Source organism: Acidobacteriota bacterium (assembly GCA_004299485.1).
Classification (GTDB): domain Bacteria; phylum Acidobacteriota; class Terriglobia; order Terriglobales; family SCQP01; genus SCQP01.
The window spans coordinates 123,731-147,775 of record SCQP01000002.1 but is presented as its reverse complement, the minus strand read 5'-3'; the positions used below and the strand labels follow the sequence as shown (position 1 = coordinate 147,775).

Genomic DNA, 24,045 nt, shown 5'->3' with positions numbered 1-24,045 from the left:
GCACTCCATGGCACGTGGTGACAAGCGGATTTACAACCAACAGGAACAGCAGGCGTACGCCAACGCCAACCAGGCGGCGCAACAAGGCATGGCGAATCAGAACGCCAGCTTCGGTCCCGCACTGAGCGGCTATGAGAGCGAGGCTGCCAGCCCTGGCTATACCACCGGCGAAAAACAAGCGATGACGCAAGCGGAACTTGGCTCGCTCGCAGGCGCGTTTGGCGCTGCGGCTGCGCGGGAACGTGACCGGGCAGCCCGTACCGGCAATTCTGCAGGCATGAACGCCACCGAGGAGCAGCTTGCCCGCGGCCAGGGCCAGCAGCAAGCCCAGGCCATGGGATCGTTAGCGCAAGGTTTTGGTAACGCTCGCATCCAAGGCACGCAAAACGCTCTTGGCGGCCTCGACCGCCTGTATGGCGCCTCCACCAGCGCCGCCAATGGCGCCCTGGACAACGTTAGCCGTCTTGTCGGCACGCAGGGCCAAGTCGCCGATAATCCTGGCTTCTGGTCGCGGGTGCTGCGCGGCGGCCTTGGCGGCCGCTTCCAGATTTAGGAGAACAAGCGATGATTGATCCTCGACTCACCGGCCTCGACAAACGCGACATCGTCACCGAACGCCATCCCTGGCTGCATCCCCTCGCTGTGAAGTTGCTGGCCGCGCTGCCCGATAACAGCGGCCCAGGCTCGCCGGGCTGGGACGCCGCTCGCCGTGCGCGCACGGCCAGCTTCACGCCCAGCGGTGAACCTGAGCCACCAGAAGTTGCGGGCGTGGATGCGGCCGCGCGCGTGCCTAACGCCGATCAGCCCATGGCTGGGGAAATCGAGGCCGGCCATGAAGTCGACTTGGGCAATCCTGCCTTTTTCGGCCTGCTCATGCCTCCGCCCACCGGCACCACAAACAACGTCGGCGTACCGCAAGGACCGGTAGGCGCCTATCCCTTCGCGTTACCGCGCCGGCCTATCGCGGCCGACCGCTTTGCCGCTTTTCCGCACGCGCTGCGCAAGCGGTCATGATGCCTCATGGCCCGGCGCTCGCCGCACTTCTCTAGCCGATGGACTGGCAGCCGCGCAGCCGCGCGCAGCAGGAGGCCCTCGACTGCGCTGCCGACATTCTGCTGTTCGGCGGAGCAGCCGGCTCACTGAAGTCGGAAACTCTTCTCGTCGATGCCGTCCGCGAGGTTACGCATCCCGGCCTCCGGGCAGTTCTCTTCCGGCGCAGCTACCCGGAGCTCGAAAAGTCGCTGATCCGCCGGAGCCGCGAGCTCTACGCTGCCACGGACGGCGTGTATAACGAGCAGAAACGGCGGTGGACTTTTCCCTCCGGCGCCACCGTCGAGTTTGCCTACTGTGAATCCGACAAAGACATTTATCGCTATCAGGGCGCCGAGTACAGCTTCATCGGCTTTGACGAAAGTACCCACTTCAGCGAATTTCCGATCCGCTACATGCTCAGCCGCCTGCGCTCGACTTCAGCCGACCTGCGCTTGCGTGTCCGCCTGGCGAGCAATCCCGGCAACATCGGCCACGGAACGCATAAGGCCATTTTTCACGGCGAGACCTGTACCCACTGCCACATCGGCCCGGATTCACGCGTCCCCTACCGCACCTACAACGACGCCGCATGGCCGAGTGACGGACGCCTCATCGGCAAATCCACCTGCTTCATCCCTGGCCGCGTCACCGATCATTCCCTCCTCGGCGCCGACTACGTGGCCTCACTCGAATCGCTGCCCGGTGCCTTCCGCAAGGCGCTGCTCGATGGCTGCTGGGATGTCTACGAGGGCCAGTACTTCGACAACTGGATGCCCGAGCGCATGATCGTCAAGCGAGCCATCGCACCCGTCGAGGGCTGGTGGCCCCGCTGGGTGGCGGCCGATTACGGCTTCAATATCAGTCAGGCCGCCGCGTATCTGTTCACCAAATCGCCCGAAGGCACCACCTATGTCCTTGAGGAATACACCGCCAAGCACCAGCAGGCCGCCGATTTCGCGCGCGCGCTGAAAACCCGCTGGCAACGCGACGGCTGTCACATCGTTGCCTGGTATCTCTCGCCCGACGCCTGGGCCGACCGCGGTGACGGCCACAGCCTGGCAGACCAGATGCAGCAAGCCGCCGGCATCGGCTTCACGCCGGCCTCCAACGACCGCATCGGCGGCGCTATGTTGGTCTACTCACAACTGGACAGCGGCCGCTTGTTGCTCTGCGACGGCTGCCGCCAGTTGCGCGAGGCGCTGCCCTCGCGCATTCACGATCCCAACCGCCCCGACGACATCCTCAAAGTCAGCGGTGATCCGCTCGATGACTGCCTCGACGCCCTGCGTTACGGCGTCTACAGCTACGTTGCACCGGCCGCCGAACCGCGCGAAACGCAGCTTCAGCGCCAGGTCACCAGTGGCGACCCCACCATTGCCGCCCTTCAGCGCCGCCTCGCCGAAAATCGCCTCCGCCAAGCCTCCAACGGAAATTACCTCTCTTCCCGCCGCGTGCGCGAACTGTAGCGGTAAGCTTCTTACGCTTGCATCCGCAGCGGCAGCACCGGCTCCAGCACGGCGTCAGTAGCGTTAATGGCGGCGACGGCGCGCATAAGATCAGGTTCGCTCACCGGCTCGACCGTAATCACGAATGGCAGCCGCTCCTTGTTCATGCCCGGCTGCTGCAATACAAAATCGATGTTGATGCCGTGCTCGGCCAGAATCGCCGCGACGCGCGCCAACACTCCCGTCCGGTCGCGGATGACCAGCCGCAAGTACCAGCGCACAGCGGGAGGCACGCGGCAAAGCAGCAGATCCCGTGTCGGCAGAAAACCTCCGGCAAACTTCGCCGACGTGCGCCCTGCGGCCCAATCGCCTGCAATCTCCATCACGTCAGATAGCACGGCCACCGCGGTCGCATCACCCCCCGCGCCGCGCCCGTAAAACATCTGCGTCCCGACCCGTTCGCCTTCGACAAACACGGCGTTGTTCACGCCTTCCACTTTGGCCAGCATCGAGCGCTGATCCACCAGCCACGGCCGCACCGACAGCGCCAGGCCACTCTCGCTGTACTCCGCCGCCCCCACCAAACGGATCACCGATCGCAACTGCCGCGCATAGGTCATGTCAACCGCGCCCAACCCGCGAATGCCGCTCGTCGGGATCGACGTCGGCAGCACGCGCGCTCCGAACGCCAGTCGCGCCAGGATCGCGAGTTTGTCGCGCGCATCGATACCGTCTACATCGGCCGCCGGATTGGCCTCGGCGTAACCCAGCCGCTGGGCTTCTTGCAGCACTGCGTCGAACTCAGCTCCTTCGGCTTCCATGCGCGTCAGGATATAGTTCGCGGTCCCGTTCAAAATTCCGTACACCGCCCGCAACCGGTCGGCCGCCGTGCCTTCCGCAATCGCCCGGATTACCGGAATGCCTCCCGCCACGGCAGCTTCAAATCCCAACGGCAGATTCTGCTGCTTGGCCAAGCGCATCAGTTGCTCGCCATGCGCGGCCAGCAGGTTCTTGTTCGCCGTAATCAAAGGCTTGCCGTATTCCAGCGCCGCCACGGCCAGCTCCCGCGCCGCCCCCGTGCCGCCCATGGTCTCGACTACCAGATCTACGTTCGGACTCTCGGCCACCTGGCGCCAGTCCTGAACGGCTTCCGCTCCTTCGGGGATTTCGGCTGCGGCGATTGTGCTGCGCCGGCAGACAACGCTAACTTTGACGTGCGCTCCGCACCGCTGCGCAATGTCATGCCCGTGCGACTGCAATATCGCTGCTACCGCGTGACCCACGGTTCCAAATCCGGCAATCCCTATCCGTACCGTTTTCATCCGTTCCGCCATTTTTGCCCCGGACCCTCCGTCACCACGGCCGCCTCCAGTATTTCGGCCTCCAACCTGACTTCGCTTAGCCGGGCCTGCACCGCCGGAACCGCAGCAGCCGCATCGGCAACCACCAGCAGCACCGCAGGGCCGGCGCCGCTTAGGCAACAGCCCAATATCCCGTTGCACCCCGCGAGCGAACTAAGCGCGTCCAGCAGCGGGCACAGGGGTGCACGAAAGGGTTGGTGCATCCGGTCGCGCATGGCCGCGGTCAGCAAGTCTCCACGCCCTTGTTGCCAGGCGCATGCGAGCAACATGGCGTTTTGCACGTTGCTGACGGCGTCGGCACGGCGATACGTTTCCGGCAACACTGCCCGGGCGCGCTCGGTCGCCAGCGCCTCGCGCGGCACCACCAACAACAGCGGCCACCGTTTCTCTTGGCTCACCTGCAGCCAGCGCAGGCCACTGGGCTGCGTTTGCACCACCACAAATCCCCCCCACCAGCACGCGGCAACGTTGTCCGCATGTCCTTCGAGCCGGGCCGCTTCTTCCGCGATCGTCTGCGCACTCCAGCCCAGCCGTCCGAAGTGCACAGCCAGCGCTACGCCCGCCAACCGCGCCGCCGCCGAAGAGCCGCAACCTTTGCCCACCGGAATCTCGTTGTCCAGCTCTAACGCCAACGGCCTCACGGCGCGACCCTCGCGCTCCAGGATTGAGCGATAGACGTTCAGAATCAGATGATCGCGTACCTCGCCGCACAGCTCACGCTCGCGCCCGGTGGCTTGCACCGCAAACGTATCAGCGAGCTGCGCCCGTACACGCAGATTGCAGTTCCACGCGACCGCCGCGGCATCGAATGCCGGCCCCAGGTTGGCCGAACTCGCCGGCAGCGCCAGCGACAGGGTTTCTTCGGCAGCGCTCACAGCTCGGCCGCCGCCTCCGGATCAGCCAAAATCGTCAGCCCTTCATGCTCCCGCAAAAAAGTTGCGGGCAGTTCCGAGCTGACCGGGTCGTGCAACATCCGCCGCAACACGTCCGCTTTCGCTCCGCCGCGCACCAAAAGGAGTATTTGCCGGGCTTCCAAAATCGTGGCCATCCCCATGGTCACCGCAAACTCCGGCGTAAACCGTCCCCGCCAATACGCCGCGTTGGCGTCAGCCGTTTCCGCGGTCAGCTTCACCACACGCGTCCGCGTATCCATCGCCGTACCTGGCTCATTGAACCCAACGTGCCCATTCGCTCCCAACCCTAATATCAGCAGATCACACCCTCCGCCCTCGGCGAGCGCGCGCTCGAATTCACCGCAGGCTGCATCGATCCCCGGACTACGGTGTGGCATCCGCAACACTTGTTCTCGCCCCAGCCTGAGCGGTGTCCATACTTCCCGCCAAAGCCAAGACCAGGAGGAAAATGCTGCTTCGGGCGGATCAAGATACTCGTCGAGCATCACCGCACGCGACGCTTGCGCCGCCAGACTACCGATGGCAGCGCGCCGCCGTAGTTCCGCATAGAACGGCAGCGGGGTGGTCCCCGTCGGCCAGCCAATTCGTGCCTCCGGCTTCGCCTGAAGTACGCTTGCCAGGATATCCGTTGCCTCTGCCACCCATCTGATTTCCGATTCAGTAACTTTGACTTGCAATATGCCCCTTGACGTGACGGCCGGTTGCAGTGATACTCGAAGAGACAACCGAATAGCCCGATTCAGTACCCCTGAATCTTATCAAGAGTGGCTGAGGGAACAGGCCCGATGAAGCCACGGCAACCGGCTCCGTACAGGCGGAGCGTCGAGGTGCCAATTCCTGCCCGAGCTTCCCGCGTGGAGGCAAGGGGAAAGATGAGATGGGGCTGCGCAGCCAACGGCCAGCCGGCTTCCATTACCTCTTCCCCAGCGGGAAGGGGTTTTTTATTGGGCACGAAAGGAAGCATGGCATGAGTTTCGAGCTTGGCCTACAGTGTCGCGATTGCGGCAAGCAGTTCCCTCCTCAACCGATGGCGGGGTGCGACGAGTGTTTTGCGCCTCTCGAAGTCCGCTACGACCTCGAAGGCATCGGCCACGCCGTCTCGCCCGACCGCTTGCGCACGCGCGCCCACTCGATCTGGCGCTACCGCGAGTTTCTGCCGGTAGCCGATGAACCCAGCGCGCGGGAACGCCCTGTAGGCGGCACGCCGTTGCTCGCCGCTCCTACGCTGGCCAAAGCCCTGGGCGTGCGTGATCTCTATATCAAAAACGACGCTGTCAACTTCCCGACGCTCTCGTTCAAGGATCGCGTCGTGGCCATCGCACTGAGCAAAGCGCGCGAGTTTGGCTTCTCCACCGTTGCCTGTTCCTCCACCGGCAATCTCGCCAATGCGCTCGCGGCTGGCGCTGCAGCGGCAGGCTTCGAAGCCTACATCTTCACGCCTGCCGATCTCGAAGAAGCCAAAATCGCCAACACTCTGGTCTACGGCGCACGCCTCATCAAGTTCAAAGGCAACTACGATCAGGTGAACCGCCTCTGCTCGGAAATCGCGCAGCGCTATCCTTGGGGCATCGTCAACGTCAACCTGCGCCCCTACTACGCCGAGGGCTCGAAAACGGTCGGTTACGAAATCGCCGAGCAGCTCGGCTGGCGTCTGCCCGGCGCTGTGGTTTGTCCTATGGCTGGCGGCTCGCTTATCGGCAAAATCGCCAAGGCCTTTGACGAACTGCGCCAGCTCGGCTGGGTCACCAACAGCGAGGGCGCGCGCATTTGCGGCGCTCAGGCCACCGGCTGCTCACCCATCAGTCAGGCGGTCAAAGCCGGACGCGATGAAATCGAACCCCAGCGTCCCAACACCATCGCCCGCTCGCTCGCCATTGGCAGCCCTGCCGATGGTTTCTACGCGGCGCGCACCATCCGCCAGACCGGCGGCTGGGCGGAAGACGCCACCGACGCCGAAATCGTGGCCGGCATGCAGCTTCTTGCCCGTACCGAAGGCATATTCGGCGAAACCGCGGCGGGCGTCACTGTCGCCGTAGCCCAAAAGCTGGTGGCGCAGAAGCGCGTCGACCCCGATCGCCCGCTCGTTCTGGTCATCACCGGCAACGGCTTGAAAACGCTCGACGCCATCAACTCCGTGCAGGCGCCCATTCCTGTACTGGCTCCCAAGCTCAGCAACCTCGAAGCCTATCTCGCTGCTCCGCTGCCACCGGCGCAGCCCGCCGCACTTGCACCTACCGCCGCCTAAAAGGAAATCTTCATGTCTTGCCAGGTTAAAATTCCCACTCCGTTGCAGAAGTTCACCGACGGCGCCGACAGCGTTGCCTGCGAAGCCGCCACGCTGCCCGCCCTGCTTGCCGAACTCACCACGCGTTTTCCGGATTTGAAAGATCGGCTGTGCGAGCCCGACGGCCGCCCGCGCCGCTTTTTCAACGTTTACGTCAACGATGAAGACATCCGTTTCCTGGGCGGCAACAACTACCAGTTCACCGCCAAAGATGAAGTGTTGATTCTCCCCTCCATCGCCGGAGGCTGTCAGGCCTGATTGAGTTTGCTGCCCGCTTGCTGCACCAACGGCTTAACCACGCGCTCGGTCCAGGGGTTGTAGCTCTCACGCCCGGAGCGGACTTCCGTGTCTGTATGGGCGGGTGGGTGCGGTAGCATGCGGTCGGCCTGTGCCATGAGCGTGGTGACTGTTGACGGTGCGATCCCATGTGCCAGCGCCGCTAATTTTCCCGGTAGCGCCAGCGTCACCTGCGCGGGTCCGCGCGCGGTGACCCGTACAATCGTGCGCGCCACATGCGCCGCGCTTTGGCTGAGGCCGGGCATGCTACCCGATGTCGCAAACCAGGCGTATTCCTGATCGTGCCGGCCGCGCACCGTTACCCGTTCCTGCGAGCCCGTGCGCGTCAAAAATGGGCACACGCACGTCACCCGCACGCCATGCCGCCGCACCTCGCTCGCCAAGCCTTGCGATAGTCCCACCAGCGCGAATTTGCTGGCCGTATAGGGCAGCATATGCGGCACCGCAACCAGTCCGCCGATGGAGCTGATATTCACGATGCGGCCGTTGCCGCGCGCAATCATTTCCGGCAGCACGGCGCGCGCCAGCCGCAATGCCGCCCAGAAGTGAATGTCCATGGCTTCGGCAAAATCCGCCTCCGTCATCTGGTCCCACGGCCCAAGTTGCATGACGCCGGCGTTATGCACCAGCACGTCGATCTGGCCCCAATGTTCCCGTACCGCCGCCACCACAATGGCCGCCGCGCCGGGTTCACGCAAATTGCAGGCGTAGTGAAACACCGCATCCGCCTGCTGCGCCTGGCCCGCCAGTTTGTTCTGTGCCCTCGCCAGCTCATCCGGATCGCGCGCGCAAATGGCCACCTTCGCTCCACCGGCCAAAAACTCGCGCGCGATGGCGTAGCCCAGTCCGCGCGAGCCGCCGCTGATCAGCACCACACGCCCTCTCCAGTCCGGCCGGCGCGATTCTTGCCAGCGCTGCCATCCCCACGCCAATCCGGCCGCACCTACCGTGGCCCCGGCTAGGCCAACGCCCCCCAGTCCCAGGAGGACCTTCCCGATCGTTGTCGCCTTTCTATCCGGCATGCGGTGCTGCCTCCGTCTGGGATGCCAACTCGCGGGCAATTGCCTCCAGCAGACCCTGAATAAACGCGACCGCTTCCGGCTGCGAGAATTTTTGCGCCAGCTTCATCGCCGCCTGAATCGCCGCCCGCGGTGCCTCCGGTGCCAGCAGGATTTCTGCCGTCGCCAGCTTCAGCACGCAGCGGTCGACCACGCTCATCCGCTCCAGCCGCCAGCCAATCGCATGCTTTTCGATGCGGCGCTCAATTTCGCTGCGCTGTGCCTCCACCGCCGCGACCAGCGCCCGCGCCCGCGCGGCTACGGCCGGTGGCAGCGGATGCGCCTGCTGATACCAGTGCTCCACTTCGCGCGCGGACTGGCGGCCGCCATCCAGATCGAGCGCATACAGCATCTGCAAGGCGGCCTCGCGTGCGGGCATTCCGGCAGTCACGATCCGGCCGCCTCTTCAAGGATCAATTCGTACGATATCCGGGCCCTCTGGCGCAGCGTCGCCAGGACGCTGCAGTACTTTTCCTGCGACAAGGCCACCGCGCGTTCCGCCGCCTGACGGTCCACATGATGGCCCGCAATCCGGTACTTCATGTGAATTTGCGTATACACGGTCGGCGGTTCCGGCGCCCGTTCTCCCGCCGCCGTCACCTCCACGGCGGTGAATGCCTGCCGCTTCTTCTTCAGCACGATCACCACGTCAGTCGCCGAACAGGCGCACAGGCTGCGCAGCACCATCTCCATCGGCCCGGGCGCCAGATTCGATGCCCGGTCGGAATCCATCAGCACCTCGTGCCCGCTCGAACCCCGCGTAAGAAACTGTTCTCCGCCCGTCCACTGCGCCGATGCCTGCGTTGGAGCTGCCATAGCCCATGCTACCGCGAAACCCTTGGCGCCACCTTCGCCCCCGCAACCCGGCGCGCTAACCTGTGAACTATCTTCGGTTGTCCGAGCGCGGCTCGGGATGGATGGTCACCCGAAAAATCTCCGGCAGATTGCGTTTGATTTCCGCCTCCAGGCGCGTGACCAGCTCGTGTACCTCGGCGACCGGCATGCCGTCGGCGAAACTGCAATGACAACTCAGCACCAAATGGCCGCCCGAGTACCGCCATTGCAGATTGTGACAGTCGAGCACGCCCGGCACTTGACTCGCGATCTCCTGCACGCGCGCGCTGAGGCGCTCCGGCGCCAGCACTGCGGCGGTCGCCACGCGGTCGGCCTCGGGCTCAATGTGCGTCACAATGCCCTGAATCGAGGGTATTTCGCTCCGCATTTCGCTCTCCAGCCGGCTCACCACGTCATGCGCTTCCGCCAGCGGCAGCGCAGCATCCAGCTCCAAGTGAAATTCCACCTCCAGGCCGGCACCCACCTTGTATACCGAAAGGTCATGGATCGTCCGGTTCTGCCGCTGGGCAATTTCCTGGATGTGCTCGAAGGGACCGAACAGCGCCGGCCGGCGCGGGTTGGTTTCGATAACCACGTCGGCCTCCGGTAGCCGCGCACGAATGCGTTCTGCGGCCTGTTGCTTGACTACACCGGCATGCTCCAGCGTCGTCGCCGGCTCCAATTCCACCTGCGCGTCCACGAAATATCGGCTGCCCACTTTGCGCAGGCGCAGCCGGTCCAGCGCTGCCACACCGCGAATGCCCTGTAGTGCCGCGCGCACATCACTCGCTATACCCACGGGCGCCTCGTCCAGAAGTACGCCTGCGGTTCGGCGTCCCAGCCGCAACGCCAGCCAGGCGATGGCCGCCGCCACTACCAGCGCTGATGCGGCATCAGCATGCAGCAGCCAGTCGATCTGCTGCGCCTTCGCCAGCCATACCAGACCCAGGCCGATCAGCACCGCCGTACTGGAGGCCATATCGCTCGTGAAATTCAGGGCATCGGCCGCCAGGGCGTCGCTGCGCAGGACGATTGCCGCGCGCCGCATGATCCGCGACCGGCTCCAATCCACCCCGACGGAGACGACCATCGCCGCAAATGCCCAGGCATCGATATGCACCCGTGGGATCTGGCCACTGATCCAGTTCCCGATGGCAATGCCCGCAATCGCCAGCGCCGTGAGCACCAGCAAACCAGTTTCGAGCAGCGCCGAAAAGTTCTCAAACTTGCCGTGACCGAAAGGATGGTTGGCGTCCGCCGGCAGAGCGGCGATCCGCAGCGAAAACCACGTCAGCAGCGTGACCAACACATCCAGCGCCGAATCCGCCGCGGCTGCCAGAATGCCCATGCTGCTGGTGTGCAACCCTACCAACAACTTGAAGATGAAAATGCCCACCGCGGCCAGCACGGAAATCAGTGCCACCCTCTGCTTCCTGCGTTCGACGCTCTTCCCCCTTGCTCTCATAGGCTTCCCCGAATCTTACCTTTCCTTAACGCTTGTGCGGTGCTAATGTCTGGGTAAGGGTCTTCCGCGAGGTCGCAGCGCATCATGATTCGCCGTCAATCCGGCACTGTTTTCCGGTTCACCATGTTCTCGGCGCTGGCGTGTCTTCTCGCCCTGACGGCGCCCGTACTCGGCCAAGGCACCCAGCAGTCGCAGCAGCAGGCACAGCCGCAGAAAAAGAAGGTCACGCCGCCTGAAGTTCCAGTGCTGGTCACCCCCGGCAGTGCGGCGGTGGTCCCTGGTGGCGTTACCCCCCGGATCTTGCCGCCGGCTAAGCCCAAGCCCGACACCGCGGCTCCGGCCACCAACAACCACGACCAGCCCAGCGTCCCGGAAATCACCGCCAACGTCAATCTGGTGCTGGTGCCGGTGGTCATCACCGATCCGCTCAATCGCATGGTTACCGGCCTGCAAAAACAATACTTCAGCCTGACGGAAGACAAGGTCCAACAGCAAATCACATCCTTCTCCACCGAAGACGCCCCCATTTCGGTGGGGGTCGTGTTCGACTCCAGCGGCAGCATGACCAACAAGATCCAGGAGTCGCGCGAAGCCTTGGTGCAGTTTTTTGAAACCGCCAACCCCCAGGATCAATTCTTCCTGATCGATTTTGCTGACGAGCCCCGCCTGTTGTGTAGCTTCACCGACAACATCGACAAAATTGAAGACGCCGTGACCTTCCTGCAGGCGGGCGGCCGTACCGCTCTGCTCGATGCCATCTACATGGCGCTGGCGCAAATGCGCTATGCCAAGTATCAGCGCCGCGCCCTGCTTATCATTTCCGATGGCGGCGATAACCACAGCCGCTACAGCCTGCGCGACGTCGAGCGCGTGGTCCGTGAGGCGGACGTGCAAATCTACGGCATCGGCCTCTATAATCCCGTCGGCGACCGGCCCACCCAGGCAGAAGTCAACGGCCCCGAACTGCTCGACAAGGTCACCGAATCCACCGGCGGCAAGACCTTTGAGATCAACGACCCGGACGAGCTGGCCGATACGGCGACCAAAATTGGTATCGAACTGCGCAATGAATACGTGGTCGGCTATACCTCGACCAACAAGAACCGCAACGGCGACTGGCGCAAAATCGTCGTCAAGCTGCGTCCACCCCCAGGGTTGCCACCGCTCACGGTCGCGGCGCGCTCCGGATACTACGGCCCCCACTGAGCCAACATGAAGCCCCCACGCAGGACTGTGCATTGCTTGGCGCTGTCGCTCTGCCTGCTTGCCTCCACCGCCGCGGCGCAAGCCGCGCACAGACCCCAGCAGCGCGCTCCCTACGTCTTCAAGGCGAACGTAGGCGAGGTACTGGTGCATGCCACTGTGGTTAATAAGAAAAACGGCGCGCCCGTCATCGACCTGCCCGAATCCGATTTCACCGTCTATGAGAACGGCGTACCCCAGCACGTCCAGTTTTTTTCCCACGAGGATGCGCCGGTTTCCGTCGGCATTCTGATCGACAACAGCGGCAGCATGGTGGATAGCCGTCCCGCGGTCAATCGCGCCGCCATCAACTTCGTCAAGGCCAGCAACCCCCAGGACGAGGAATTCGTCGTCAATTTTAACGACGAATACTACCTCGATGCCTCCTTCACCGACAGCATTCCCAAGCTGGAAGATGCCCTCGAGCACATCGAATCGCGCGGTGGCACCGCTCTCTACGATGCCACCATCGCCTCGCTCGATTACATAAACAACAATGCGCACAACGAAAAGCACGTGCTGCTCGTCGTCACCGACGGCGACGACGATGCCAGCCGCTACACTCTCGAGCAAACTGTCCATCTCTTGCAGGCCAAGAACTCGCCATTGATCTACTGCATCGGCATCCTCGACCACGACGATAGCCACTCGATGAAGAAGACCGCCGAACGCGCCCTGATCGCTTTGGCGTCAGCCACCGGTGGCGCCGCCTACTTTCCCAAGAACCTCAAGCAGGTCAACGCCACCACCCTCGCAGTCGCCCAAGAAATCCGTTCCCAGTACACCTTCGCCTATCATTCCAACCAGACCGGTACCGGCTTCCGCACCATCCGTATCGAAGTCAAGGACGAGCACCAGAAGCACCTGGATGTCCGCGCCCGCAAAGGCTACTACTCCACCAGCGCTCATTGAGGCGCGCGATAATAGGGAGATGCTGCGGGCGTATTTCGACAACAACGCCAACACCCCGGTCCTGCCCGAGGTCCTGGAGGCCATGCTGCCCGCCCTCAATGGCGCCTGCGGCAACCCCAGCTCCATCCATCAGCGCGGCCAGGCGGCCAAGGCCGCCATGGAGCAGGCGCGCGCCGAAGTCGCCGCGCTTATCAATGCGCCCGTCAGCAGTGTTGTCTTCACCAGCGGCGGCACCGAGAGCGATAATCTCGCCATTCGCGGCCTCATCGGCGCCTGGCAGGAAGCTCACCCGCAGGCCCCGCTGCCGCACCTGATCACCACGCGCGTCGAGCACCACGCGGTATTGAACGTTTTCGAGGATTTGGAGCGTTCCGGCTATCCTGTCACCTGGCTGCGCCCTGACCTGCAGGGCCGCATCAGCGCTCAGGCCGCCGCGGAAGCGATTCGCACGGACACCGCCCTGATCTCGGTCATGATGGCCAACAACGAAACCGGCGTGATTCAGCCGGTTGCAGAGATCAGCTCCATCGCTGCCCAGGCCAAGGTGGCCTTCCACATCGATGCCATCCAGGCCGTGGGCCGCATCCCCGTCGATGTGCGCACGCTCAACTGCACCGCCCTCAGCCTAAGCGGCCATAAGATTCACGGCCCCGCGGGCATTGGCACTCTCTACGTCCGCCGTGGCGCCCGCCTGCGGCCGCAGCTTTTCGGCGGCCATCACGAGCGCGACCGCCGCGCGGGCACGGAAAACCTGCCCGGCATTCTCGGCCTCGGCACCGCCGCCCGCCTGGCGCGTGAGCATCTTGACGAGCGCGCTGCGCACTATGCCCGCCTGCGCGACCGCCTGGAAGCCACCGTGCTGGCCACAGTTCCCCGCTCCGGCGTCGCTGGCGCAGACGCGCCCCGCGTGCCCAACACCAGCGATATCTACTTCGACGGTATCGAAGGCGAGGCCTTGGTCATCGGCCTGGACCTGCACGGCTTCTGCGCCTCCACCGGCGCGGCCTGTTCGTCCGGGTCGATCGAGCCCTCGCACGTCCTGCTCGCCATGGGCTTCCCGCGCTCGCGCGCCCGCGCCTGCCTGCGCTTCAGCTTTGCCTCGCAGAACACCTCGCAGGAAGTGGAAGCGTTACTTGAGATTTTGCCTGCACTCATAGAGAAGCAGCGCAAGTTGGCGGTAGGCGCCGCATGATTGCCGTAGCACACGGCATGATTGCCGTAGCAATGTCCGGGGGCGTGGACAGCTCCACCGTTGCCGCCCTGCTGCACGCGCAAGCCGAGCCCATCGTCGGCCTGACCATGCAACTTTGGAATCAGCGCCGCCTGGCGGGCGCGCCCGGCATGACGCCCAGCACTCGCGGCCGCTGCTGCTCGCTTGACGATGTGCACGACGCCCGTCGCGTCGCCGAGCAGCTTGGCATTCCGTATTACGTCGTCAACTTCGAGGAGCAGTTCGAGCGCGATGTCATCCGCAACTTCGTCGCCGAGTATCGCGCTGGCCGCACGCCCGTACCCTGCAGCCATTGCAATACGGCGGTAAAGTTCCATCAGCTCTTGGCCACCGCCCGCCAGATCGGCGCCGACACCGTCGCCACGGGCCATTACGCCCGCGTTCAGTTCAACCCCGATGCCGGCGCCTACGAGCTCCTGCGCGCAATCGATGAAGCCAAAGATCAGACCTTTTTCCTCTGGGGCCTGACACAGGAGCAGCTTGCCGCCGCCCGCTTCCCATTGGGCGCAATGCACAAGCCCGAGGTCCGTGCCACGGCCGCAGAATTCGGCCTGAGCGTGGCCGAAAAGCCCGACAGCAACGAAATCTGCTTCGTCCCCGGCAACAACTATGCCGCTTTCATCGACGCCTACGCTGCCGAGCAAGGCGAAACTGCTCCTGAGCGTGAAGGCGAGCTGGTCACCACCAGCGGCCACGTCCTCGGCCATCACTCGGGCGTCGAGCACTTCACCGTCGGCCAGCGCAAGGGCCTGGGCGTAGCGACGGGGTCGCCGCTGTACGTTCTGCAGGTCGATGCCGCAGCGCAGCGTGTCACCGTCGGCAGCGACGCCGAACTGCGCTCGCACCATCTGGAAGCCAGCCGCTGCAATTGGATTTCGGGCGACGCTCCGAGCGGCCCCGTTCGCGTCACCGCCCGTATCCGCCATCGCCACACGCCCGCCGCTGCCTGGGCCGAACCCCGCCCCGGCGCTCGCCTCACGGTCGAGTTCGACGAACCCCAGCGCGCCATCACCCCCGGCCAGAGCGTCGTCCTCTACGCCGGCGACAAGGTCCTCGGCGGCGCCTGGATTGATTAGCTCGCAGTACCGGCCGCTTCAGCGGCCATCGCTACGAGCACTGGCAACACGCGCTTGCGCAACCGGCCGGCATAGGCGAGAGTCCAGACGATAGTTGAAACCGTGAGCACACCCAGAATCAGCGGTGACAGCACCAGCACCGCCGCCGCCGAAAGCGTAAAGACCAGCAGCACCCGGATCACCAGCTCACCCGTAAACACAATGCCCCAAACCGAAGTAATCAGCCGGTTGCCGTGCCGCACCTCCGGCAGCGACCAGCTCTGGTCGTAATACGCCCGCTTCTGTGCGTTTTGACCGCAGAAAAAGTACCGTCCGAAGTAGAACATCAGCGGCCGCGGCAACACCAGCGATACGAAGCAGCCAACGCCCAGCGCGCCGGTAGCAAACGATTCCCGGATCAGCAGCAGCTTCGGGCTTCCGCCCAGCGTCAGCGCCAGCAGGTCGACGATAATGCCGAACAGCACTACGCCGGCAACCGGGTCCATGTCACGCTCGTGCGCCAGCCCCCAGGCGCTTTCGGCCACCGGAAACAGCGTCGCGATCACTAGCGCCTCAAATTCCGAGGCGTGCAGGTACATCTTGGCGCCCTGATACAGCAGCACCGGTACAATCGCATTCCAGGCCACACTGGCAATAATGTTCCGCAGAATCTGCGGCGTCCCCTCTTCGGGCGCGCGTTCGTGTGGAACCGGCGTCGCTTCTGCCGTCGACATCTTGTTTCTACTTTAGCGCCGTTACCAGCCGCTACTCGTGATGTATGGGGCGCGGGCGCTGGCTGAGGCGGTATTCGCGGCGCACGGCAGCTTTTTCGTAACGCCGCTTCTCTTCCTCGGTTTCCGGCAACACCGGCGGCACGGCAATGCGGTCGCCGTGCTCATCAACCGCGACAAACGTCAGATAGGCCGAGCTGGTATGACGGCGCCGTCCGCTCAGCAGCGACTCCGCAAACACCTTGGCCCCGATCTCCATCGAGGTATGAAACGCCCGGTTCACGCTGGCTTTGACGATGACCAGCTCGCCAATGTGGATGGGGTAGCGGAAATCCATCTGATCGATGGACGCCGTCACACAAATGCTGCCGGCGTGGCGTGACGCCGCGATGGCGCAGCACAAATCCACCAAATGCATCACTCGGCCGCCGAGAATATTGCCGACGATGTTGGCGTCGTTCGGCAACACGATCTCCGTCATTTCGGCCTGCGAGGCGCGGACGGGCTTGGGTTCGAGCGTGGCGGGTTTCACGTTACGTGGAAGGATGATTGGCGCGCACCGGAACTTCCTTGCGCTGCAGATACGAACTCAGGTAGCATTCCGCCTGCTTTTGCACGCGTGGATCCGGATTCGTTTTCAGCCAGCGTTTCTGCTGGTTGTCGTACTGCACCGTGCCGTGTTCGCCGGGTGTGTGGTCAACTTCCAGCACGTAGTAGATCAGAATGATGTCTTCCTTGTCGCGCGCGATGCTGAAGGCAACCTTATCGGCGTGCCGTTTTTCCGGCAGCCAGGGACAGTGCCTGGCGTAGCCGAAATTGCAAAATTCCTTCAGCATCTCATCCGTCGGCGTTTCGCCGTCGTGTCCCGGCGCGGTGCACAGGCCGCGCCAGGGCTCACCCAGCGGCAAACGCGGACGCGCATGCCAGGGCCAGTCACTAAACTCCTCGGTCGGCATGAAGAAGGGGCAGGCCATAATGGAAATATTATGGCAGTAAACCGCCGCGAACAACTGGAAGAGTTTCTGCGCCACAACCCCAACGACGCCTTCGCGCGTTACGGCCTGGCGATGGAGTTAATGCACCGCGGCGAATCCGAAGCCGCGCTCGTACAGTTCGCCCAGTTGCAACAGCAGCACCCCAACTATCCTGCCGGCTTTCAACAGGCGGGCCAACTGCTGCTCTCTCTCGGTCGCAACGGCGATGCGAAAACCGTCCTGCAACGTGGCTTGCAAGCCGCCGCGACTGCCGGCGACCGCCACGCCGCCAGCGAAATCCAGGGCCTGCTCGATGAACTGGCAGACTAGCGTAGAACTTCTTCGACTTCGCTGATCCAGTCGGGCCGCTTGAGGACCTCGCGCGGTTTGGGACCATCCGCCGGACCCACAATGCCGTCGTTGTACATAAGGTCGATCAAATGCGCGGCGCGGCCGTAGCCGATGCGCAGCCGCCTCTGCAAGAGCGACGTGCTCGCCTTGCCGTACTCAACCACGACCCGCACCGCATCCTCGAACATGGGGTCATTCTCCTCGCCACTCGGCACCCCGCCGGCAGGAGATTCCTCCTGGGCCCTAGCCCCTGACCCCTGACCCCTATCTTCTTCTTCCGCCGGCGCATCCAGGAACGTATCGTCCATCTCCGGCTGCCCCTGTTTGCTCCAGTTCTCGACTACGCCGCCAATCTCCGGCTCGGTGACGAAGGCGCCATGAACGCGATGGAAGCGCGACGTGCCCGGCGGCAGAAAAAGCATATCGCCCTTGCCCAGCAGCAGCTCCGCGCCCTGCGAATCGAGAATCGTGCGCGAGTCCACGCGCGTGGCCACGCGGAACGAAATGCGGGCGGGGAAATTGGCCTTGATCAGGCCGGTAATCACATCCACCGACGGCCGCTGCGTCGCCAGAATCAGGTGAATGCCCACGGCGCGCGCCATCTGCGCCAGCCGCGTGATCGACTCTTCGACGTTGTGCGCATCGACGATCATCAAATCGGCCAGCTCGTCGATGACGATCACGATGTAGGGCAGCGGACGGTTCTCCTCGGCCGGATTCAGATTCTCGAACAGGCCCGGCGCTGAGTTCTCAAACCGCCGGTTGTACTGCGCGATATTGCGCACGCCGCAACTTGCCAGCAGCTTCAGCCGCCGCTCCATCTCGCGCGTAGCGTTGCGCAGCGCGTTGGCCGCCTGCTTGGGTTCGGTGATGATGGGCGTATAGAGGTGCGGAATACCGTCGTACAGGCCCAGCTCCAGCCGCTTCGGGTCGACCAGAATGAAGCGCACCTGATCGGGCGTGGCCTTGTACAGCAACGACACGATCATGCTGTTGAGCGCCACCGATTTGCCCGACCCGGTCGAGCCGGCAATCAGCAGGTGCGGCATGGCGGTCAGATCGCTGACCACAATCGCCCCGTTGGCATCCTTGCCCAGCGCCATCGTCAGTGGCGATTTCGAGCGTTGAAACGCTTCGGACGCAATGATCTCACGCAGGTAAATCGTCTCGCGGTGTGGGTTCGGCACCTCAATACCGACCGTGCTCTTGCCCGGAATGCGCTCGATGTAGACCGACTCGGCCGCCAGCGCCAGGCACAGATCATCATTCAGCGCCGTGATGCGGCTGTACTTTACCCCCGCTTCCGGCTTGAACTCGTAAGTGGTCACCACCGGCCCGGGGTTGATCTGCACCACCTGGCCCCCAACCGAAAACTCTTCGCATTTGGCCGTCAGCCGCTCCGCCATGTCGCGCAATTCAGCCTCTTCCACCTGATTGCCCGGCGGCGCTGGTTGCAGCAGCGACAGCGGTGGCGTCTTGTACTGTCCGGTGCTCACGCGCACCGCCTTCGCCGCAGGCGCGGGCGCCAGCTCCCGCATGTGAATGGTGACCGGCGCCGGCTCGTCTTCAGTTTCTATGGTCGCGCGCCGGGCGCGCGCGGCTGCCGTCTCCGGCTCCGGCTGTGGCACACGCGCCGGAATAAATGTCGTGGCAACCTCGGCTGCGGCCGCGCGCCGTGGCCGCGCCCGCTCCTGCTCTTTTTCCTGCTTCCGCGCCTGTCGCTTCGCCTGCCAGTTCCGCCAGCTCGACCGCATCACCGCAAACGGCCGCACCAGCGGCGCGGCCCAACCCATTCTGGGTGCAACGTTTTCCGACCACCACGTCTGCGTGGCGCTGAATGAGAACTTGGTCGCCAGGAACAATCCCGCTAGCAGCGCCGTGACCGTCAGCAGATACGCGCCAATCGGATTGAACGCCGCAATCAGCGCACTCGCCACCAACAGGCCCACCAGCCCATGCAGCGGCACGCTGCCCCGCCACAAAAGCTGCCACGGTAGCTCGGCGATCAGCGCCGCCAGCCCCACCATACTCAGCAGCAACCCCAAAACGTGACTCCGGTGCAGCGACTGCGAACGTGGCGCTCGAAACCAGTTCCGCGCCAAAAATCCCAGCCCCAAAACCAGCAGAAACGATGCCAGCCCAAAAAGCTGAAATAGGACATCCGCGGCGGTTGCCCCCACGGGCCCCACCCAATTTGCTGGTCGCGTCACCACCGCCGCCGTATCCCACGACGGATCCGCCGGATGGTACGACACCAGCGCCAGCAGCAGCAGTGCCGCCAGTACCAGGATCAGCAGCCCGACCAGCTCATTAAAGCGCCGGTTGGTAGTGGGCCGAAGAGGATGCACAGCCCCATCATAGCCACCGCCGAAATCCCCCGGCTCCCAGGGTATCGAGCTAGGTACGGGCGCCAGATCACTGCTATGCTTGCGAATAAGGAGCACACCTTGCGCCTTCTCCGCACCCACAGCCGTCCCGCGTCGCTGAAATACTGATCTACTGAAATACTGACCCACTTCCATGATCCACGTCTGGCAAGCCATCATCCTCGGCGTCATCCAGGGCGTCACCGAATTCCTGCCGGTCTCCAGCACCGCGCACCTCATTCTGGTGCCGTGGTTCTTCCACTGGCCCGATCCCGGCCTGACCTTCGACGTGGCGCTGCACGCCGGCACGCTGCTGGCTATCATCGGCTTCTTCTTCATGACTTGGATCCGTATCATCCGCGCCGGCTTCGGCGCCGCCATCGACATTCACACCGGCGCGCCCATCAGCGGCCCGGCGCTGGCGCTGCAGCGCCGCCTGCTGTGGTTCATGGTTTTGGCCACGATTCCCGGCGGCATCATCGGCCTGCTGTTCAATAAGGAGATCGAATCCACCTGGCGCAATCCGCTCATCATTGCGGCCAGTCTGATCGTTGTCGGCATTGTGATGGGCTGGGCCGACCACATGCCCGAGCTTCGCGCGGCTAACAACCATAATGCAGACGTTGCGGCAGAAGCCGGGTCGCGTGTCGCTCAAGGCAGCTCCGTCGCGGCAGTCGCGACGGCGAGGACCACCTCCGCAGGCAAGGATTTCGACAAAACCTCAGTCTGGGAAGCCTGGTGGATCGGCTGCGCCCAAGCCGTCGCCGTCATTCCCGGCATCTCGCGCTCCGGCGCGACCATCACTGCCGGCCTGTTCGCCGGCCTGACGCGCGAAGCCGCCGCCCGCTTTTCTTTCCTGCTCGCCACGCCCATCATCGCCGGCGCGGTGCTCTACAAATTTCACAACGTCCACAAGCTAGGCGGCATTCCCGCTGGCATGCACGCACCCTTCGTCGCCGGCGTGATCGCCTCTGCCCTCGTCGGCATCGCCTCCATCTGGCTCTTCATCCGATTCCTCAAGCTCAACACCCTGCGCTTCTTCGTCTGGTACCGCATTATCCTCGGCCTGATCGTCCTCGCCCTGTTCTTCCACGGCTTCAAGGCGTTTTAGTTCATCGTTTTCGGTTTATAGTCACGCACGGCGCCCGCGGTTGCGGCCCGGCGACTATGAACGATAAACCATGAACTATGAACTAATGCCCGTGCAACGTCAGCACTTCGAAAGGCTTGAGGCGAAATTCATGCGCCGTGCCGGCTTCGAGAAGCACTGACTCCGGTTTGATGGGTTCGCCCCATTGGTCTGCGCGCCACGCAGGAACCATCCGGTAGCTCTGCCGCGCCTCGTTGGGGATCTCAAACGCTTCTGCCGGATCGAGCCAGAGACTCTGCGGCTTGTCGCTCGGGTTGCGCAGCGTCAGGATGGCATTCTCCCGTGACCAGGCGGCGTGGCCATAGGGTTCGCCGTGGCCTGGATCGCCGCCCACCCAGTGCGTATCGACCAGCGTCGCAGCATGACGCCGCGCCCAGCGCGCCGCTTCCGCCAACTCATCCCAGTTCTTCTCGGTTAGCAGGTTGTGCGTGATGTACATTTCCTGCAATTGCGTACCGGTGCCGAAGTAGGCGCGTACCCCTGCGGCAAAATCGTGTTGCGGATCGGTTTCGAGCTTGCGCGCATGGCTGGCATAAACGATGCCGTGCAGCATCAGCGAGTTCAGCGGATACAGCGGCCCGCGGCCCACAACGTTGCGGTACGTGGCGCCATCGCGATAGGTGATCCACTGCTGGCGGTCGCTGCCCACCCCGGCAAAGTTCGTATCGTAGCCGCCGCGCCAGGTCGAGTCGGCATAACGTAGCCAGAACGGCGAGGGATACGTTCCCGTCGTCAGGTTCACGAATAAATCCGGTTTCGCGTGGCGCATGTCGGCAATCAGGCTGATCGCCGCTTCAAAGTCGCTGCCGAACTGGCTGCCGGGTACGACGCGCGCGTTGCTGCCCGTACCGTCGAGCTTGAACTGATTCACGCCGTAGCGCGTCACCATCTCCAGGCAGACCTCATGAAACCGCTTGTAATAGACCGGCCCGGAGAGCGCCAGCCCGTACCGGTTCTCTTCATAGCCGAGCTTCTTGCCCCACGCCAGCCGCTCCTTGCGCGGCGGCCCGTAACCACCCCAGGGCGACAGCCACACGCCCGGCCCGGCGCCCATCGCCGCCGTCGCCGCTTCGAGCGGTGTGAAGCCGTCAGGAAAGCCCCTATTGAATCCCCAGTCCTTGTGGTTGTCCCAGCCATCGTCAAACAGAAACGAATCGAGCTGCACGCTCCGCCGCCGGTAAAGCTGCTCGCCGAAGGCATGAATGCGGTCCAGGCAACCGTAGGCATCGTAAGGAGTGAAGTAGCCGAGATCGAACCAGGAGTTGTAATGCAAAAATGGCCGGTAGGGATGCGCGCGCTCGCGCTCGATGTAGCGCTGGAAATCGCGCCGCATCTGCCCCGGCGCCGCCACACCGATCACGCTCGAATAGACCGCGGTGTGATTGGCCGCCAAAGGCAGCCCCCGTGAAAACTCGCACCGCGCCCGGCCGCCGCTGACTTCGCTCTGTGACAGCGGATGCTCAAGGCCCAGAAACCACCCTCCCTTTCGGATGCCCGACTCCCCGGTTGTCTCGGTCAGCGTGATCGGCGAGCCTTTGACTTTGCCCTCGACGCGCGCGCCCCTCGCGGCGAGATTGATCAGCGTGACTGCGCTAATCGGCACGTCGCTGCCACCGGCCATGATTTCGATTTCCTGCCGCAAATAATGCGAGCCGTCGCGCAGCAGCGCCCGCCAACGCACCTGATACGCGCCCGCCGGATCCGCCAGTGTCACCGTCACCTGCCGTCCCGGCAAACGTTCCGCAAAACAAGCAGCGCCGGCGTCGGGCTGCAGCACCCGCTGCTGCAAGGGAGCCGTCACGCGCAGTTGGGTCGAGTCGACAGTGTTGCCGTTCACCTGCAGCCAGAACACCGGCATCGGCCCAAGCTGCGGTAGCGCTGGCGCGCGCAGGCTGACGAGGCGCAGGCCCGTCCCCGAGTCCCAGGTGACGTCGAAGATGTCATTGCTGAGCTTCGCCCGATTCCCGCTCACCCTCGCGATCGCCGGCGCCTGCGCCTGTAAACCCCGCGACAGCGCCCAACCGGCAGTCATCGCCGCGGCTACAGCCGCGGCTCCCCGCTCCAAAAATTCCCTGCGCTCCATTAACCCTCCAGCTCAATCTGCAGTGCCGCTGGCCCCGCGGCGCTTTCAAAGAATAGGCTTTCCACCGCGTGTGCGGCAAACGCTTTCTGATATTCACGCTGCCACGCCGCGCGAAATGCCGCCGCCGCACCGCCCGGCACCAGCGCCCACACCGAACCCCCAAAGCCGGCGCCAAACGCCGACGCCGCCACCGCGCCCAGCCGCCGCGCACTCGCGGCCAACGCAACTGTCTCCGGGATCTGGTTGCCCAGCGCCGCCTCCGCCCCCGCTTGCGAACAAGCCACAAACTCGCCAAAACTTTGCCAATCGCCCTCGCGCGCCGCAAACGCCGCCGCTGGAATCCAGACGTCCGATTCGTTGTGAAACTGTTCCAGCCGGGCGCGCAGCGCGTTCGGCAACTGCGCCAGCAGCGGCTCATACGCTCCTGCAGCCACTGCGGCCGCTAGCGTCGCGTCGTGCCGGCCGCTCACCTCATTCCAGGTCGACAATATCTGTGCCGTCGCCGCCGCCGCCCGGTTGTAGTCCGCCTGTGCCGCGCCCGCCTTCGAGGCCGCGACGCCGCTCACGCCAATCACCAACGCCATATCCTCGGGTGCGGCCACCGTCTGTTCCAGCCGCGTCGGGCAGAAGCGGTACTGGCTCCAGCGTCCCGCCTTGCAACAAAGAATCGCCGTATGATCTTCGCTGCCGCCATGCGTGCCCACGCCCACTTCCGTCGCCGCCAGATAAGCCGCTAAGGCTTCCCTGCCCTCCGGCCCGGCTTCGCCGCACAAAGCCAAATACGTGGCCACGACAAACGCGCTCGAGCTGCTCATCCCCGCCGCCGGCGGCAAATCACTGGCAAACAAGATGTCGGAGCCGTAATCGAGTTTTCCATCCACCGCCAACCGCCGCGCCACCGTCGCCGGATACCGCGCCCAATTCGCCGTTAACAGCTCCCCGATCGTAAACTCGGCGCTCTCTCCCGTCCGTGCGTCGGTAAGCTGCACGCGCCGGTCGCGGCGTGGTGTCGCCGCAACGCAAAATCCGCGCTCGACCGCGCACAGCAGGCTCCGCCCGCCGGCGTAGTCGGTGTGCTTGCCCAGCAGCTCGATGCGCCCCGGCACAAACCACGCCCGCCCGGCGCGCGCGCCCAGCACGGCAAAAAGTTGCGCTTTGGCGGCGGCCGCCCCCGCACTCATGCCCGCGCTTTCAAGTTGGTCCGCAATCGAAGACAAGCTTCAACCTTACCGCGCTAAACTAGGTCGTGGCCACTGCCAG

24 protein-coding genes and 1 riboswitch are annotated in these 24,045 nt (G+C 64.0%); of the genes, 11 read left to right on the top strand and 13 right to left on the bottom strand.

Annotation, left to right across the window (positions count from 1 at the left end):
* Window positions 1-7 precede the first annotated feature (7 nt).
* Genes EPN33_03525 through EPN33_03515 form a run of 3 tightly spaced genes read left to right on the top strand, consistent with a single transcriptional unit; the run spans window position 8 to window position 2,498 of the window.
* Window positions 8-553, top strand: a complete 546-nt coding sequence (locus EPN33_03525; protein ID TAN23898.1) for a hypothetical protein — start codon at window positions 8-10, stop codon at window positions 551-553.
* Window positions 554-564: 11 nt separating this feature from the next.
* Window positions 565-1,014, top strand: a complete 450-nt coding sequence (locus EPN33_03520; protein ID TAN23897.1) for a hypothetical protein — start codon at window positions 565-567, stop codon at window positions 1,012-1,014.
* A 38-nt stretch (window positions 1,015-1,052) separates the two neighbouring features.
* The gene (locus EPN33_03515) at window positions 1,053-2,498 is read left to right on the top strand and encodes a hypothetical protein (protein ID TAN23896.1); all 1,446 of its coding nucleotides are present in this window, start codon (window positions 1,053-1,055) and stop codon (window positions 2,496-2,498) included.
* An 11-nt stretch (window positions 2,499-2,509) separates the two neighbouring features.
* Here EPN33_03515 and EPN33_03510 read toward each other — a convergent pair whose 3' ends face one another.
* The 3 genes from EPN33_03510 to EPN33_03500 are packed head-to-tail and all read right to left on the bottom strand — an operon-like array spanning window position 2,510 to window position 5,495.
* Entirely contained in the window at window positions 2,510-3,811 is a 1,302-nt protein-coding gene (locus EPN33_03510) for a homoserine dehydrogenase (protein ID TAN23895.1), read from the bottom strand.
* Window positions 3,796-4,713, bottom strand: coding sequence for a homoserine kinase (gene thrB / locus EPN33_03505; GenBank protein TAN23894.1), 918 nt, complete (start codon window positions 4,711-4,713; stop codon window positions 3,796-3,798). Before thrB ends, EPN33_03510 begins: the two co-directional genes overlap by 16 nt.
* A complete protein-coding gene (locus EPN33_03500; GenBank protein ID TAN23893.1) occupies window positions 4,710-5,495 on the bottom strand; it encodes a glucosamine-6-phosphate deaminase in 786 nt (261 codons plus the stop codon). Before EPN33_03500 ends, thrB begins: the two co-directional genes overlap by 4 nt.
* A gap of 9 nt (window positions 5,496-5,504) precedes the next feature.
* Window positions 5,505-5,631, top strand: a riboswitch (SAM riboswitch).
* An 88-nt stretch (window positions 5,632-5,719) separates the two neighbouring features.
* Here EPN33_03500 and EPN33_03495 point away from each other — a divergent pair.
* On the top strand, window positions 5,720-6,997 hold the full coding sequence (locus EPN33_03495) for a threonine synthase (GenBank protein TAN23892.1): 1,278 nt from the start codon (window positions 5,720-5,722) through the stop codon (window positions 6,995-6,997).
* Between the two features lie 12 nt (window positions 6,998-7,009).
* Entirely contained in the window at window positions 7,010-7,294 is a 285-nt protein-coding gene (locus tag EPN33_03490; GenBank protein TAN23891.1) for a MoaD/ThiS family protein, read from the top strand.
* Here EPN33_03490 and EPN33_03485 read toward each other — a convergent pair.
* From EPN33_03485 to EPN33_03470, 4 genes are all read right to left on the bottom strand, one after another.
* Entirely contained in the window at window positions 7,285-8,355 is a 1,071-nt protein-coding gene (locus EPN33_03485) for an SDR family oxidoreductase (GenBank protein ID TAN23890.1), read from the bottom strand. The two genes, EPN33_03490 and EPN33_03485, sit on opposite strands and share 10 nt — an antisense overlap.
* Window positions 8,345-8,770, bottom strand: coding sequence for a transcription antitermination factor NusB (gene nusB / locus EPN33_03480; GenBank protein ID TAN23889.1), 426 nt, complete (start codon window positions 8,768-8,770; stop codon window positions 8,345-8,347). The genes EPN33_03485 and nusB overlap by 11 nt, the downstream gene beginning before the upstream one ends.
* Before the next feature lie 8 nt (window positions 8,771-8,778).
* On the bottom strand, window positions 8,779-9,207 hold the full coding sequence (locus tag EPN33_03475) for an OsmC family peroxiredoxin (protein ID TAN23888.1): 429 nt from the start codon (window positions 9,205-9,207) through the stop codon (window positions 8,779-8,781).
* A gap of 67 nt (window positions 9,208-9,274) precedes the next feature.
* Window positions 9,275-10,690 (bottom strand): cation-efflux pump, encoded by a 1,416-nt coding sequence (locus tag EPN33_03470; GenBank protein TAN23887.1) that lies wholly within the window; start codon window positions 10,688-10,690, stop codon window positions 9,275-9,277.
* Between the two features lie 84 nt (window positions 10,691-10,774).
* Between EPN33_03470 and EPN33_03465 the strand changes: the two genes are divergently transcribed.
* The 4 genes from EPN33_03465 to mnmA are packed head-to-tail and all read left to right on the top strand — an operon-like array spanning window position 10,775 to window position 15,151.
* Window positions 10,775-11,896: a VWA domain-containing protein gene (locus EPN33_03465; protein TAN23886.1), complete on the top strand. Its 1,122-nt coding sequence runs from the start codon at window positions 10,775-10,777 to the stop codon at window positions 11,894-11,896.
* A gap of 6 nt (window positions 11,897-11,902) precedes the next feature.
* A complete protein-coding gene (locus EPN33_03460) occupies window positions 11,903-12,844 on the top strand; it encodes a VWA domain-containing protein (protein ID TAN23885.1) in 942 nt (313 codons plus the stop codon).
* Window positions 12,845-12,863: 19 nt separating this feature from the next.
* A complete protein-coding gene (locus tag EPN33_03455) occupies window positions 12,864-14,036 on the top strand; it encodes a cysteine desulfurase (GenBank protein ID TAN23884.1) in 1,173 nt (390 codons plus the stop codon).
* Window positions 14,033-15,151 (top strand): tRNA 2-thiouridine(34) synthase MnmA, encoded by a 1,119-nt coding sequence (gene mnmA, locus EPN33_03450; GenBank protein ID TAN23883.1) that lies wholly within the window; start codon window positions 14,033-14,035, stop codon window positions 15,149-15,151. Before EPN33_03455 ends, mnmA begins: the two co-directional genes overlap by 4 nt.
* Here the strand turns inward: mnmA and EPN33_03445 are convergent.
* From EPN33_03445 to EPN33_03435, 3 genes are read right to left on the bottom strand one after another with little or no spacing between them, the layout of a single operon-like run.
* The gene (locus tag EPN33_03445; GenBank protein ID TAN23882.1) at window positions 15,148-15,864 is read right to left on the bottom strand and encodes a hypothetical protein; all 717 of its coding nucleotides are present in this window, start codon (window positions 15,862-15,864) and stop codon (window positions 15,148-15,150) included. The two genes, mnmA and EPN33_03445, sit on opposite strands and share 4 nt — an antisense overlap.
* Before the next feature lie 31 nt (window positions 15,865-15,895).
* A complete protein-coding gene (locus EPN33_03440) occupies window positions 15,896-16,342 on the bottom strand; it encodes an acyl-CoA thioesterase (GenBank protein ID TAN24091.1) in 447 nt (148 codons plus the stop codon).
* Between the two features lie 52 nt (window positions 16,343-16,394).
* Window positions 16,395-16,835 carry a hypothetical protein gene (locus tag EPN33_03435; GenBank protein ID TAN23881.1) on the bottom strand — a complete coding sequence of 147 codons (441 nt, stop codon included), beginning with the start codon at window positions 16,833-16,835 and terminating at the stop codon, window positions 16,395-16,397.
* A gap of 12 nt (window positions 16,836-16,847) precedes the next feature.
* Here EPN33_03435 and EPN33_03430 point away from each other — a divergent pair, with 12 nt between their 5' ends.
* Window positions 16,848-17,165 carry a tetratricopeptide repeat protein gene (locus tag EPN33_03430; GenBank protein TAN23880.1) on the top strand — a complete coding sequence of 106 codons (318 nt, stop codon included), beginning with the start codon at window positions 16,848-16,850 and terminating at the stop codon, window positions 17,163-17,165.
* On the opposite strand, the gene EPN33_03425 is transcribed toward EPN33_03430, so the two are convergent.
* Window positions 17,162-19,708, bottom strand: a complete 2,547-nt coding sequence (locus tag EPN33_03425) for a DNA translocase FtsK (protein ID TAN23879.1) — start codon at window positions 19,706-19,708, stop codon at window positions 17,162-17,164. The two genes, EPN33_03430 and EPN33_03425, sit on opposite strands and share 4 nt — an antisense overlap.
* A 1-nt stretch (window position 19,709) precedes the next feature.
* On the opposite strand from EPN33_03425, the gene EPN33_03420 reads away from it, so the two are divergent.
* On the top strand, window positions 19,710-20,663 hold the full coding sequence (locus EPN33_03420) for an undecaprenyl-diphosphate phosphatase (protein TAN24090.1): 954 nt from the start codon (window positions 19,710-19,712) through the stop codon (window positions 20,661-20,663).
* 82 nt (window positions 20,664-20,745) lie between these two features.
* Here the strand turns inward: EPN33_03420 and EPN33_03415 are convergent, their stop codons facing one another.
* Both EPN33_03415 and EPN33_03410 read right to left on the bottom strand, forming a co-directional pair.
* Window positions 20,746-22,785 carry an enterotoxin gene (locus tag EPN33_03415; GenBank protein TAN23878.1) on the bottom strand — a complete coding sequence of 680 codons (2,040 nt, stop codon included), beginning with the start codon at window positions 22,783-22,785 and terminating at the stop codon, window positions 20,746-20,748.
* Window positions 22,785-24,002 carry a galactokinase gene (locus EPN33_03410; protein TAN23877.1) on the bottom strand — a complete coding sequence of 406 codons (1,218 nt, stop codon included), beginning with the start codon at window positions 24,000-24,002 and terminating at the stop codon, window positions 22,785-22,787. Before EPN33_03410 ends, EPN33_03415 begins: the two co-directional genes overlap by 1 nt.
* Window positions 24,003-24,045: the final 43 nt, after the last annotated feature.

Excerpts from the sequence above, each read along its gene's own strand:
- EPN33_03495 (TAN23892.1), top strand. The coding sequence starts at position 5,720 with ATGAGTTTCGAGCTTGGCCTACAGTGTCGCGATTGCGGCAAGCAGTTC.
- EPN33_03525 (TAN23898.1), top strand. The coding sequence starts at position 8 with ATGGCACGTGGTGACAAGCGGATTTACAACCAACAGGAACAGCAGGCG.
- EPN33_03510 (TAN23895.1), bottom strand. The coding sequence starts at position 3,811 with ATGGCGGAACGGATGAAAACGGTACGGATAGGGATTGCCGGATTTGGA.
- EPN33_03490 (TAN23891.1), top strand. The coding sequence starts at position 7,010 with ATGTCTTGCCAGGTTAAAATTCCCACTCCGTTGCAGAAGTTCACCGAC.
- nusB (TAN23889.1), bottom strand. The coding sequence starts at position 8,770 with ATGCCCGCACGCGAGGCCGCCTTGCAGATGCTGTATGCGCTCGATCTG.
- EPN33_03460 (TAN23885.1), top strand. The coding sequence starts at position 11,903 with ATGAAGCCCCCACGCAGGACTGTGCATTGCTTGGCGCTGTCGCTCTGC.
- EPN33_03470 (TAN23887.1), bottom strand. The coding sequence starts at position 10,690 with ATGAGAGCAAGGGGGAAGAGCGTCGAACGCAGGAAGCAGAGGGTGGCA.
- EPN33_03515 (TAN23896.1), top strand. The coding sequence starts at position 1,053 with ATGGACTGGCAGCCGCGCAGCCGCGCGCAGCAGGAGGCCCTCGACTGC.
- EPN33_03415 (TAN23878.1), bottom strand. The coding sequence starts at position 22,785 with ATGGAGCGCAGGGAATTTTTGGAGCGGGGAGCCGCGGCTGTAGCCGCG.
- EPN33_03445 (TAN23882.1), bottom strand. The coding sequence starts at position 15,864 with ATGTCGACGGCAGAAGCGACGCCGGTTCCACACGAACGCGCGCCCGAA.
- mnmA (TAN23883.1), top strand. The coding sequence starts at position 14,033 with ATGATTGCCGTAGCACACGGCATGATTGCCGTAGCAATGTCCGGGGGC.
- EPN33_03465 (TAN23886.1), top strand. The coding sequence starts at position 10,775 with ATGATTCGCCGTCAATCCGGCACTGTTTTCCGGTTCACCATGTTCTCG.
- EPN33_03430 (TAN23880.1), top strand. The coding sequence starts at position 16,848 with ATGGCAGTAAACCGCCGCGAACAACTGGAAGAGTTTCTGCGCCACAAC.
- EPN33_03435 (TAN23881.1), bottom strand. The coding sequence starts at position 16,835 with ATGGCCTGCCCCTTCTTCATGCCGACCGAGGAGTTTAGTGACTGGCCC.
- EPN33_03440 (TAN24091.1), bottom strand. The coding sequence starts at position 16,342 with ATGACGGAGATCGTGTTGCCGAACGACGCCAACATCGTCGGCAATATT.
- EPN33_03425 (TAN23879.1), bottom strand. The coding sequence starts at position 19,708 with ATGGAAGTGGGTCAGTATTTCAGTAGATCAGTATTTCAGCGACGCGGG.
- EPN33_03455 (TAN23884.1), top strand. The coding sequence starts at position 12,864 with ATGCTGCGGGCGTATTTCGACAACAACGCCAACACCCCGGTCCTGCCC.
- EPN33_03475 (TAN23888.1), bottom strand. The coding sequence starts at position 9,207 with ATGGCAGCTCCAACGCAGGCATCGGCGCAGTGGACGGGCGGAGAACAG.
- EPN33_03485 (TAN23890.1), bottom strand. The coding sequence starts at position 8,355 with ATGCCGGATAGAAAGGCGACAACGATCGGGAAGGTCCTCCTGGGACTG.
- EPN33_03520 (TAN23897.1), top strand. The coding sequence starts at position 565 with ATGATTGATCCTCGACTCACCGGCCTCGACAAACGCGACATCGTCACC.